This window comes from Spiroplasma endosymbiont of Seladonia tumulorum, assembly GCF_964020235.1.
Lineage (GTDB): Bacteria > Bacillota_I > Bacilli_A > Mycoplasmatales > Mycoplasmataceae > Spiroplasma.
The window spans coordinates 1,727,940-1,740,145 of record NZ_OZ026545.1; the positions used below are offsets into that span (position 1 = coordinate 1,727,940).

At 25.1% G+C, this 12,206-nt stretch carries 11 protein-coding genes and 1 pseudogene; 11 read left to right on the forward strand and 1 reads right to left on the reverse strand.

Going from position 1 to position 12,206, the window contains the following annotated elements; genetic code table 4:
- Nucleotide 1 precedes the first annotated feature (1 nt).
- The 8 genes from AACL22_RS10965 to AACL22_RS11000 all read left to right on the forward strand — a co-directional run bounded on the left by AACL22_RS10965 (nt 2) and on the right by AACL22_RS11000 (nt 9,259).
- Nucleotides 2–571, forward strand: a complete 570-nt coding sequence (locus AACL22_RS10965) for a hypothetical protein (RefSeq protein WP_338992131.1) — start codon at nt 2–4, stop codon at nt 569–571.
- A 12-nt stretch (nt 572–583) separates the two neighbouring features.
- Nucleotides 584–1,342: a hypothetical protein gene (locus AACL22_RS10970; RefSeq protein WP_338992132.1), complete on the forward strand. Its 759-nt coding sequence runs from the start codon at nt 584–586 to the stop codon at nt 1,340–1,342.
- Between the two features lie 14 nt (nt 1,343–1,356).
- Nucleotides 1,357–2,088: a hypothetical protein gene (locus AACL22_RS10975; RefSeq protein ID WP_338992135.1), complete on the forward strand. Its 732-nt coding sequence runs from the start codon at nt 1,357–1,359 to the stop codon at nt 2,086–2,088.
- A gap of 29 nt (nt 2,089–2,117) precedes the next feature.
- Nucleotides 2,118–4,853, forward strand: coding sequence for a hypothetical protein (locus AACL22_RS10980; protein ID WP_338992137.1), 2,736 nt, complete (start codon nt 2,118–2,120; stop codon nt 4,851–4,853).
- Nucleotides 4,854–4,949: 96 nt separating this feature from the next.
- On the forward strand, nt 4,950–5,618 hold the full coding sequence (locus tag AACL22_RS10985) for a hypothetical protein (protein WP_338992139.1): 669 nt from the start codon (nt 4,950–4,952) through the stop codon (nt 5,616–5,618).
- Nucleotides 5,619–5,632: 14 nt separating this feature from the next.
- On the forward strand, nt 5,633–7,174 hold the full coding sequence (locus tag AACL22_RS10990) for an AAA family ATPase (RefSeq protein ID WP_338992141.1): 1,542 nt from the start codon (nt 5,633–5,635) through the stop codon (nt 7,172–7,174).
- A 26-nt stretch (nt 7,175–7,200) separates the two neighbouring features.
- Complete coding sequence (locus AACL22_RS10995; RefSeq protein WP_338992142.1) at nt 7,201–8,760, forward strand: VWA domain-containing protein; 1,560 nt, start codon at nt 7,201–7,203, stop codon at nt 8,758–8,760.
- The gene (locus tag AACL22_RS11000; RefSeq protein ID WP_338992144.1) at nt 8,750–9,259 is read left to right on the forward strand and encodes a dUTP diphosphatase; all 510 of its coding nucleotides are present in this window, start codon (nt 8,750–8,752) and stop codon (nt 9,257–9,259) included. Before AACL22_RS10995 ends, AACL22_RS11000 begins: the two co-directional genes overlap by 11 nt.
- A gap of 169 nt (nt 9,260–9,428) precedes the next feature.
- Here the strand turns inward: AACL22_RS11000 and AACL22_RS13930 are convergent.
- Nucleotides 9,429–10,417 (reverse strand): annotated as a pseudogene (locus tag AACL22_RS13930) (IS30 family transposase).
- A gap of 282 nt (nt 10,418–10,699) precedes the next feature.
- Between AACL22_RS13930 and AACL22_RS11010 the strand changes: the two are divergent.
- The 3 genes from AACL22_RS11010 to AACL22_RS11020 all read left to right on the forward strand — a co-directional run bounded on the left by AACL22_RS11010 (nt 10,700) and on the right by AACL22_RS11020 (nt 12,177).
- The gene (locus tag AACL22_RS11010) at nt 10,700–10,963 is read left to right on the forward strand and encodes a hypothetical protein (RefSeq protein WP_338988671.1); all 264 of its coding nucleotides are present in this window, start codon (nt 10,700–10,702) and stop codon (nt 10,961–10,963) included.
- A 140-nt stretch (nt 10,964–11,103) separates the two neighbouring features.
- Nucleotides 11,104–11,859, forward strand: a complete 756-nt coding sequence (locus tag AACL22_RS11015) for an IS3 family transposase (protein ID WP_338993080.1) — start codon at nt 11,104–11,106, stop codon at nt 11,857–11,859.
- A gap of 75 nt (nt 11,860–11,934) precedes the next feature.
- Nucleotides 11,935–12,177: a hypothetical protein gene (locus AACL22_RS11020; RefSeq protein WP_338992148.1), complete on the forward strand. Its 243-nt coding sequence runs from the start codon at nt 11,935–11,937 to the stop codon at nt 12,175–12,177.
- The last annotated feature ends 29 nt before the right edge of the window (nt 12,178–12,206 follow it).

Consider the following 12,206-nt stretch of genomic DNA (forward strand, 5'->3'; position numbering starts at 1 on the left):
GATGAAGAAAGCAACACAAGATTTTCAAAAAAATGATGTTCGGTTAACAAGAATGTATTTTACTACACCAATGGAAGTTACTGCTAGAATTATGATTTTAATTGGACAAGCGGTTATGCTAGGAGTAATTATTATTGTATCAGCTTCTTTAGCAATGATTGCAACTAGTAAATTACCAATTCCTGCCGTTTTTAATAATTTTGGTTTAGCTGATGGTGTTTTTCGTGGTCTTACCATTGTTATTGCTCTGTTTGGGATTATCTTTTCTTTAATATTTGTAGTTCCAACATTAATTGTTCGTAATATTAAACTTTTAAAGGTAACTGGAATTATTTTTAATACAGTCGGATGCATCTTTGTTTTACTAATGTTAGGATTAAGCATTATTGCATATCTTTATATTCCTGTTCGGCTAAATTTACCAGGGGTAATTATGGCTGGACTTTGTATGTTAATGTTATTTTGAGGCAGTTTTTTATTATGATTCTCAGCAATTCGCCAGCAGAAACGAATTAACCTTGCTGTTGCTGAAAGTTTAGATTTTAGTTCTAAATTAAACATAATTGAATAGGAAGGTGCTTTAATGAAAAAAACAGAAAATAGTAAAACAATAAATCAAGAACAATCAGCAAAAGTAGTAAAAAAAATACAGTTTGTTGTTGATAATCCTTTGCCAGTTTTAAAAAATTTAGATAAAACTGTTATTGATCACACCGTAAAATCATTAGGGAAATATGAATTAAATCGAAAACAACAAATTCGTCCGTTACCTTATCAATACAACATTGAAGCAAGTAAGTATTATTTTTCTACTAAAAGTGAAACAATAGCGAGAACTTTAATTGTCTTTTCACAATTATTGTTAATTGTAGTTGCTCTAATATATATTCCAACGTTAGGGCAGGTAGGAGCACAATTTATTATTTCTTTATTATCCAAATTTAAAACTCCATTTACTGATCAAATTGTAGCAATTGGTCAACCAATTGTAATTGGAATAATTATTTTATTAGCTATTTTATGGGTTACAACATTCTTTTTTATAACAATTCCAATTTTAATTACTAAAACATTAAAAACTGTTAATATTTGAATAATTATTGTTAGTATTGTTGGTAATATTAACTGTTCTTCAATTCTTGGATTAGCTATTTTACAATTTATTTATGCTAAAAATTCAGTTGCTGGATTAAATATTAACCCATTTGTGTTACCTTCAATTGTGATTGTTGCTTTTTGTTGTTTTATATTGGGGTGCTTATTTTTAAAAAGTGATCGTAAAAAATATCAAATCAAATTAGAAAATAAAATATCAAACCAAATTAGAGCACTAAGAGAGTAAGGAGAAAAACTATTATGTTAACAAAAATTAGTTCAAAACGAGATGAATTAGCACTCCAATGAAATACACGAATTGAAGTTGCAGCACGTTTATTAGTTATTAGTTTTTCAATTTTAGGAACTTTTATGGATTATTTTATTAGTGCTGGTTGTGCAATGGCTTATAATAATATTAAAAATTTAACAGGTGTTATTTCCCATCGAACTTATGAATTACATTATATTATTGCTGGTATTGTTGGTCTAATTTGTGCTTGTTTTTTCTTTTGTTTTATTGGTTTGCCATATATAAAATTAAAAAAAGCAGCTAGTTTTAAAAGTTGAATTATTATTTCAAGTATTTTTGCAATAATATATTATACAACATGTTTTATCTTAGCAGTAATTTTTATGAATATATTTAACACTATGAATAATTATTTTATTGTGGGTTTTACTTTGCTTATTATTTGTTTTTTAGTAATTTTTTTATCATATTTTTTATTATGACGTGAAGTAAAAAAACAATGAATTTTACGAAAAAAATTTGAGTATTTAGCAGATGAAGAACAAATGAAACAAGTAGAAACAAAATTAGCAACTTTAGAATTACGACGTCAGCGCCTTGTTGAATTAAAAACAATTAAGTATAATAAAGAAAAGTATAGTTTAAATTATTTAAAGGAAAAAAAGAAAAATATTTATGTACAAAAACCTGTTTTAGAAGAGAAAGAACAAGAAGTTTTAAAATCATCTAAGCAAGAATAATATAATAAATATTAGAGGAGACTGTATTAATGAATAAAGAAGATAACAATAATAATGTGGTGAAATTAACAACTCAACCAGTTCGTCGAAAAATTTCTCGGAAAGCAAATTTAAATCTTTTTGTTATTATTGCAATAATAACAATTACTGCTGGGTTAGGTGGAGTTATTTACTCAATTATTGCTGCTTCTTTTTATCATGATAAAAATCCGTGAGCAAATGCTATTTTGTTAGATGATAAAATTACAAAAAAGGTTAATTCACAATTGTCAAAAGCATTAGTTGATTCTAATGGGGTTGCAAAACCAGATCATTTAACTAGTTATGTTTGGTTTAATGCTGGTGAAAAAGATGGAATTGATATTTATGCTAATCTAACTAATATTCAAATTATTCAAGATATTTTTGCAAAAAATAATTGAATTGAAGATAATTTAAGTATTGTTGAAACAATGCTAAAAGGAACAGGGGCTAGTTTATCAGGAACCAAAGTAATTTATCAAAATAATCTTTTGAATTTAGTTTTGCGACCAAAAATTTTATCTTATCCATATAATGATGGTGATGATAAATATGGTTTAGTAACAATTGTCCCAGTGGATTATCAACAAGGACTCTTTACATATAAAGTTCGTTTTGCTTTGCAATTAATTGCAACTGATTTTGCTGGTTATTATATTGATTTAAAGAAAACATTTGATTATACATATGATACAACAGAGGGTGCTTATCCAGTTGCTTTAACATTAAGTCAGCTTTTAAATTTAATTAGCAACCAAAAAATTATTAATTTAGTTCAGAAATATCATATTAAATTAGATAGCGACAATGAAGTAATTTTAAATAGTCTTTTAAGTGAATATTATCCAATTGCAAAACCAGATAATAGTATTCTTATTAATGAAGAAATTGCAAACAAAGATGGTGTTCCTTTTGCACCAATTGTTAAAACACCGTCGGGAAGTGACTTAACATTAAATATTAAGTACGATTCTAAAAAATTTAGTTCATTGCACCAATTTGGTGCTAATCTTTTTAATTATCATAATAAAAATTATTCAGCAATTGCTAATATTTTTACTAAAATTGGAGTTACAATGCCAACATTTGAAAATGTTAAAAATAGTTATGATTTATATGATCGAAACAGTGAAGATACTTTTCTTGATGATGGAATGATTGACCAACGAGTAAACTCTTATCGAGGATTTATTAAGGAAATGGGGATTGATTCCGATAATATTACTGATAACTTTAATTATGTTACTAATGATAATAGCCAGTATGTTTGAGGCTCAGAACATCAAATTTTTTATAATGAAGTTAAAATTAAATTTTTAAATATTAATAACAATTTAGGAAATAATATTTATCGAAGTCCAACTAAAATTTACTATGATCAACAACGTTATACAAATACTTCAATTAATTTCCAAGCATTTGATTTATCGGCAAATGTTAAAGATGTTATTGAAAAAGTTCAATATGATGATTCTGCAGTAGAAATTGATCGTCGTTTAACAAATCAAAGTGGAATTATTAAAACTAATTTAAAAGATTATTTATTAAAGCAATTAAATAATCCCTATATTAAAATTGATAATATTGTAAAAGAGATTACTGTTGGTGTTACAAATAATGTTTCTACAATTGAAGGAACCGTTTTTGTAAAACAGTCACCTATTAATGGAACTTTGCGTGGGAATGATAATAAAGTATATCAAGATAAATTGTTAACTTTACCAAAAATTGATATTACAGTACGTTTTTCTTATGATGGTACTAACAGTAACACCTATAATTTATCTTATCAATATGATGCTGCATCTAAAGTAGTTAAAGATTGACGTGGTGTTGAAAAAAATAATCTCAGTGTTTTACAAAGTGATTTTAATTTTTTTGAAAATTATACAACCCTTGATAAAATAACAAGTTTAGAAAATGATTATCGTGAGGAAATAATTGGTGTTGCTAATATATGAGAAAATAATAATCCATTGGGAGCAGGAAATAAAGATAATAATTATCCCGTTGAATTTTCAAATCGAAATTCGTTTGCAATTAAGTTAAATCAAGTTAATGTTGGACGGAATAATAACAATAATTTACGAGTTGGAACCTATAATGCTAGTGTGACAGCAACAAAAGGATCACTAAATTATCAAGGAACATTCACAACTAATTCAATTTATGTAAAAGCAGCGCCAATTGAACATCTTACAGTACCATCATTGTTTGCAGATAGTTCATGGACACAGCAACAAGCTTATCGACAAATTAAAACTAGTATTTTAAGTCAAGCTGCAAGATATGGTTTAAATTTAACAGATAGTGATTTTAGGATTAGTGGAATTTTAGAAAATAATGTTGAAAAATTACCAACTGGGAATAAAGCAATTACCATTACTGCTGTGGGAAATGATAATGTTGTTACTGGAACAGCAGTTGTTGATTTAATTGTAAATTCAGTTAATATTAGAAAATATAATAGTGCACTTAAACTAGGCTTTCAAAAAGTAAATGATTCAATTGGTAAAACAATAAACAGTATTTTTGCACAATTACAACAAGTAGTTAATAAAGATGGTTATAACATTGTAAATTTCCGTGAATATTTTAATGTTATTATTTTGACTAAAGATAATCGTGAATTAGATGCTAATGATGTCTTTTTAGAAGAAGGTAATTATTGATATTATATTAAAGTAACAAGTTTTGGAGCAAAATATTTTGAGGGAACAATATCAAATATTTTGATTGTTTAAAAATAGGAAAAAAATAATTTAATTGCCTAAATTTAGGGAAAATGTTAAAATGTTTACACAAATTAAAATAGAATTAAATACCAAAGGGGGAACAAAATGTTTAAAAATAAGCCAACATATGGAAGTAAATTTCCAGATTTAGAGTTGCTTGATACTGAAGAAGAACGCCGAAAATATGAGGAGGAAGTTAAAGAATTATCTAAACAGGAGCAGAAACGTTTTAGTTATTTGTCACCAACTCAGCACAATGATTTTTCACAACGACGAATGTTTTGGGATAGTCCACTTGAACGAGTAGGGCGAAGTTTTATTGTTTTTGGACAGTTAGTAGCAATTGTTTTAGCTTATTTTATTGGTCAAAAGGCAATTTTAGTTGCTTTAAGTAATTATCTTGATCCAAATATTAAAGTTTTTGCTGAGATTTATGTTAAAGACCTTTTAAGTTATGGGTTCTTATTTCTTAGTTTATTATTTAGTTTATTATATTTTATTCCGATGACAATGGTCCGAACTGCGGGTGCTATTTTTGGATGAGGTATTTCTTATATTATGTTAGCAATTTTATATTTTTTATTTGTTGAAATTTTATGTGCAATTTTATTGATTCTAGGAAGTATTAAAGGAAATCCCACTGAACCAATTAATATTTGATTATTAGTTTTTATTGTTTTGGTTCTAATAATTACTTCTATTTGAATTGTTGGAGCATGCCTCTTAATTGTTAAATCAGATGATGTTAAACGAAGAATTAATTTAGAAGTTTAGGAGAAAAAAAGAAAATGATGACACTTACAGAAAGATTAGAAGAATTAACCAAACAATTACAACAAAATGTTTATGAAAAAGAAGAAATTTTTAATTTAGCAATGTTAGCCATGCTAAGTGGTGAATCAATTTTTCTTTTAGGAAAACCCGGAATTGCTAAATCGTTAGTTTCACGTCGTTTAAAGCATGCTTTTAAAAATGGTACTATTTTTGAATATTTAATGAATCGTTTTTCAACACCAGAAGAAATTTTTGGACCAATTTCAATTGAGGATTTACAAAAAGGAGTGTATAAGCGCTTAATTGATAAATATTTACCAACGGCTGAAATTGTATTTTTAGATGAAATTTGAAAAGCAGGACCATCAATTCAAAATACTTTATTAACAATTATTAATGAAAAGATTTTTCGTAATGCTGGAGTAGATATAAAAGTGCCAATGAAATTATTAATTTCAGCGTCAAATGAGTTGCCAGCAGAAGGACAAGGTCTTGAAGCTTTATATGACCGTTTTATTATTCGTTATATTGCACAAGGGTTAAAAGACGAAGAAAACTTTAATGATATGATTGCTGGAGTAACTGAATTGGATGCAAAAGTTGATGAAGCTTTACAAATTACACATGAAGAATATGATACATGACGAAAAGAAATTAATAAGATTAAAATAACACCAGTAACTTTTGATTTTATTTCTCGATTTCGAAAAGCAATGTATATTGCGACTGAAGGTGAATATTATATTTCAGATCGTCGTTGAAAGAAGATTGCTCATTTAATGAAAGCTTCAGCATTTTATAATGGTCGTGATACAGTTGATAAAGCTGATTGGTTAGTCATTCCATATTGTATTTGAGATGATGAACAACAAGAAAAAACATATAATGCTATTTTTAATGAATTTTATTTAGATGCTTTAACGTATGATGTTCGTGAAAAAAAGAATCGTTTAAGCAAAGAATTAGAAGAATTATCAGCTCAGTATGAAGATATCCAAGAAGTTAATAGTCGCAAAAGTGAATATTTGGATGTTTTTGATGGAAAATTACAAGGAACATTTCATCGAATTTTTTGAAAAAATCAACAGTATCCAATTTGTTTTATTCGTGTTGAAGATTTTATTGATGCTCGCCATAATAAGACACAACCCATATTAATTGAATTATATTATGGTGAAGATTTAGATAATATGGCAGATGTTTTGCAAACAGAGATTAGTTATGTTAATGATAGTACTTTTAAAATTATTAAAACAAATGAAGAAATTAAAATTGAAATTAAGAATTCAAAAGTGGATAATAATTCAAAACTTGAAAAAAGAATTTTAGCTGTTGAACGAGAAATTGATAGTTTAACAACTGCTTTTCTGGATGAAAAAGAACGATTATTATCTTTAAATTGCCTCTTTTTTAAAGAACGTTTTATGTTGGCAGTTAATAATGCCTTTAGTGATAATAAAATAAATTTTAATGAAAATTGGTTAGAATTAGAACAATTTTCAAATTCAGAGCAAAAAATAAATAATAGTAATTTTGAACAATTAACAAAAAATTAAATGAGTAAAACAAGGGAGGATTTAATGTGAATCCATATTTAGAGCAAAAAGCGGGAGTTCAACTAGCTAGTAAGTTAACAGCATTAAAAAATACGGATTTAGTTAATCCAAGGTTTGCTCTGATGAAAACAACGAACCGGTGATTAAGTGAAATGTTTGACCAAGCTGTTAATAATTTTTATGATCGTCAAATTGAAAATGAAATTATGAAAATTAAGTTAGATTCAAATATCGAAAAAGAAATTTATTTATTTCATTGGATTAAAGTTAATGGTTATGATGGTTTAAAAAAGAATTATGCTTCAACACAAAATTTTTTATTTAAAGTTAATTCACCATTTTATGATCGGCTAAATTATTATCGTTATGAATTTAATAAAAAACATAACAATAATCCAAATATGTTATTTCGTGATTTTATTGGAATTTGAGAATCCATTTTAATTAAAAGAATTAATGATTATCGTTTTGCAAAAATTGAAGAATTAAGAACAAAGTTTATGCAAGATTTATATAATAAAGTGGAAATTTATAATAAAGCTAATAGTTTATTAAAAACAGTATGAAATTTTTTTGGCAAAATATGAAATCCAGTAGAACTAAAAAAAGGTGTTAATATGTCAGCCGTTGATAAATTTGCAAAATTTTTGGAAACTAATCCAGCAATTATGGAAATTGCAACATTATTAGGGCGTTTTCAAGGTGAAAGTAATTTAATTGAACAACGAATTTTAGAAGAAATTGTAATGGATTATGAATGAAAATCAATTGGTTCTTCACCAGAAGAAATTATTGGAGCAACTGAATCTAAAGATTTAGAACATATGTTTCCCGCCGAATTAGTTTTATTAAAAGATCCAGTTTTAAAATATATTTTTTATAAAAAATATATTGAGGGCAAATTAACAACATTTGAATTTTTATCACAAGATAAAGTTCCCAAAGAACAAATTAAATTACGAACAATTGAAACATATGTTCCTGAAGAAAAAGGACCAATCATTTTATCAATTGATACCTCTTCTTCAATGCGAGGTAGTCCCGAACAAATTGCCAAAGCTCTTGCTTTAGCAATTGCAAAAATTGCTTTAGCAGAGCATCGCCCTTGCTACATGATTAATTTTTCTAAAAGTTTAGATGTTTATAATTTATCTTCTTTAAAAGATTCACTACCAAAATTAATTGAATTTTTGTCAAAAAGTTTTGCTGGGGATACAGATGTTGAGCCAGCATTAGAACATACTTTAACAGTAATGGAAAGTAATGAATATTTTAATGCTGATTTGTTATTAATTAGTGATTTTTTAACTTCTGATTTATCACCTGATTTAATAACAAAGATAAATTTATTAAAACAGCGTCGGAATCGCTTTCATGCTATTGTTATTGGGACAATGGGTGCAGAAAATGTAGAAACAATTTTTAATAATGCTTGAATTTATGACCCACGTGATCCATTTGCTTCAGAACAAATAATTGCTTCGTTAACAGGGCAAATTGTAAAGAAATATGATAAAGTTCCTAATGCAAAAGAAATTTTAGGACAAATGAGAACTGCAAAGGAGATTAGCAAAAATGTTAAGTAACAATACTTTTAATTATTTGTTAGAAAACCAAAAAAAATTAGATAAGCATATTTTAACAAAATTTAACTTAAATGATAATGAAACATTTGAGAAACGAATTTTGGCTTTTTTAATTGAGTTAGCAGAATTTATTAATGAACAACGTGATTTTAAATATTGAAATGTCAAACCGGCTTCAGCAAAAGATATTTTATTAGAAGAATATATTGATGGAATTCATTTTTTAATTAGTATTGGTAATAGTTTAACCGTTGACTTTAAAACATATCAATACCATAATGAATATTGTCAGGAAAATATTAATTTGACAAAACTTTATTTAGATTGTTTTGCAGTTGCTACAGAACTAATTAAAAATCAAACATCAGAAGTTTATTTTAAAGTTTTAAATCAGTATTTAATAATTGCTGAACAGTTAAAATTTACTGAAGATGATTTACTTACCGCTTATAATAAAAAAAATAAAATTAATTTTACTCGCCAAGAAAATAATTATTAAAAAAATGTTTTATAAAATGTATAGTGTAAATGCAATTAGTTATTTCCTACTCTTATTAATTAAAATAATAGCACTTAAAAATAAGTTTGCAAGTATTTTTAAATTATTTTTTTAATTTATTTAAAATTAGTATATTTGGGCACACTAAAAAATAATTTATTAAGTTTTTTTATTTAATAAATTTATTTAATATATTTATTAAATAACTGTGTTGGTGTTTCTTAATTTAAACAAGGTCTTATCTTATCATTAATTGTATTAATTATTCAATCTATTTTATCTTGTTTAATAATTCTAAAATCAGTACTTTTTGGTAATTCTCGCCTTATATCTCTATTCATTCTTTCTACAATTGGTTTTTGTGTAGGACTACCTTTATCACAAAAATATACATTTGTTTTAAGATGTTTTTCAATATCTTTTCAATTTCAAAATTCTTTTCCTTGATTAGTTATAATTCCCTTTAAATGTTTTTTTAAAAGTTTATTTTTAAAAATTTGTTTTAAAGTTTCTAATACTTCTGTTGAATTTTTTTTAATTTTTTTAAAAAGGTAAATTTAGTTAATTCTTCTGTTAATGTTAAACATGCTGATTTCTTATCTTTACCAACAATAGTATCCATTTGAAATCAACCAAAAGTACCTTTTTCATGTTTTGTTTGTTTAATAGTTTTAAAATCATTGCTTAAATTACCACGTTTATATTTTTTCCCTTTATGTATCTTTTTTTTACTATGAAAATACAAATTACGTTTATTTAAACCAAATAAACCTAAATAAATATATTTATAAAGTGTTTTAAAACACATAGGGAATTTATCATTAAATTCAATTTCATATAATTTACATATTTGTTTAGGTGTATAATGAAATTTATTAAATTTTTCATTTAATCATAATCATTGTTTAAAAGTTAAAGTAGTTTTCTTTTTACAATTTTTACGATTTTCTAAATATCGTTTATGTTCTTGCATAGGATGATATCGTTTAATATGTTTATAATGTTTTAAGTGATATTTAATAGTACTTTTACTACGACCCATATATCTTGCTATTTTTGATATATTAAGAGTGCCATTTTTTTTAAAAAAATATCAGATTCTAACGCTTCTTTTAAATTACATCTTTCAATAAAACTTAAATGTTTAAACTTTTTCATTTTTTCCTACCCTTTCTTAAAATATTTACATAATACAATAAAAAAAAGTAAATTATTGACATTAAATTTAATGATGATAAGATAATATTGGAAATCTAAAAAGGCAGAATTTTCCTACTTTTAACCTGTTTTAGAAAATTATAAAAATATAGACTTGCAAAAGTCTTTTTTTTTATGTAAAATATAGATAATAAAAAAAGAACTTGTGAGTAGAGTGCACCCCAAAAAGTAAGTAAAATAAAAAAAGATTTTGCTAAATTTTTATAGGGGGTGCATTTTTATATGGCAAAAAAAGGACAAAAATATAACAAATATACATCAGAATTTAGAACAAAAATCATTGAGGAAATTAAACAAAAAAGTTGTTGAATAGTAGCAAAACAATATAATATAAATGCAAATACAGTAGAATCTTGATGAGCAAATCATAAAAAAGGAAAATTAAACAATCCTAAAGGACCTAAAATTTCTTTTGGCAAAAGAAATTTAGAATATTATAAAACAAGGTATGAATTATTAAAAAAGCTCCATGACTTTTACAATTAAGCAAACTAAGAATTGTCTCTTTTATTAAACAAAATTTTTGTGAATATTCAATAAAATTATTACTAGAAGTAACAGGGTTAAAACGTAGTTATTGAGATAAATATAAAAATTATGACAGTAGCAAAAAAGAAAAAAAGGCAATAAATGATATTGTAAAAGTCTATGAAGAAAATTTAAAACAATTTGGTTATCGAAGAATTACTAAATATTTAAAGGAAGATTATGGTATAAAATATAATTCAAAAAAAGTTTTAAGAATTATGCGTGATAATCAAATACAACCTGAATATGTAAGAAAAATGAGAAGAAAAATGAAATATAAACAGAATAAAGAAAAAAGCTTATTGCAATATCCTGATTTAATTAATCGTAAATTCAATGATATAAAAACAAGGTTTTCAGTACTATATACTGATGTAACATATTTAATTTGAAAAGGAGAAAGATATTATCAATCAACAATTATTGATGGATATACTAAAGAAATAGTTGATGTAAAGTGATCTAAATATAATGACAATAAATTAGTAATGGATAATTTAAATGATGCAATTAATAAAATAAAATTAATAAAAAAAGATCTGAATGGAATAATAATTCACTCAGATCACGGATATCAATATACATCCACTATTTATCACGATAAATGTTTATCTAACGGTATTACAATTTCAATGGGAAAAAATTACCACTGTGCAGATAATATTGTTATAGAAAGTTTTCATTCATTACTTAAGAAAGCTACAATCCATAATAAAATATATAATTCACATGAAGAATATATACAAGATGTTATAAAATGAAATACATGATATTCAAATCGTAAAGAAAAAGATATAATTAAAAAAATAGTAAATACTTTTTTATTAGTACTTACTAAAATGGGTGCACTCTAGAGAGTTCTTTTATACATTAATACAGTTTTTTACTCTTTTATTTAATCATATTGTTTAAATAATAGCAATTTTAATATGCAAAAAAGAGTAAAAAATGGCCAAAAAATGCCAAATTGTAAAAGAAAGGTATTAGCAAGATTTAAAAAAGATAAAAATGGTGATTTAGTAAGAAAAATGCAAGGTGATTGACCAGTGCAATTATGTATTAGTCATTTTAAAGAGTTTCAAATTAAAATGAATGAAACTATTTTATATATGGAACAAAAAAATAAAGAGTATAAAGATATGATTAACACAATGATTGTAAAAAAGAATTAAATTATGGTATGATATTTTTATAAGGTTAA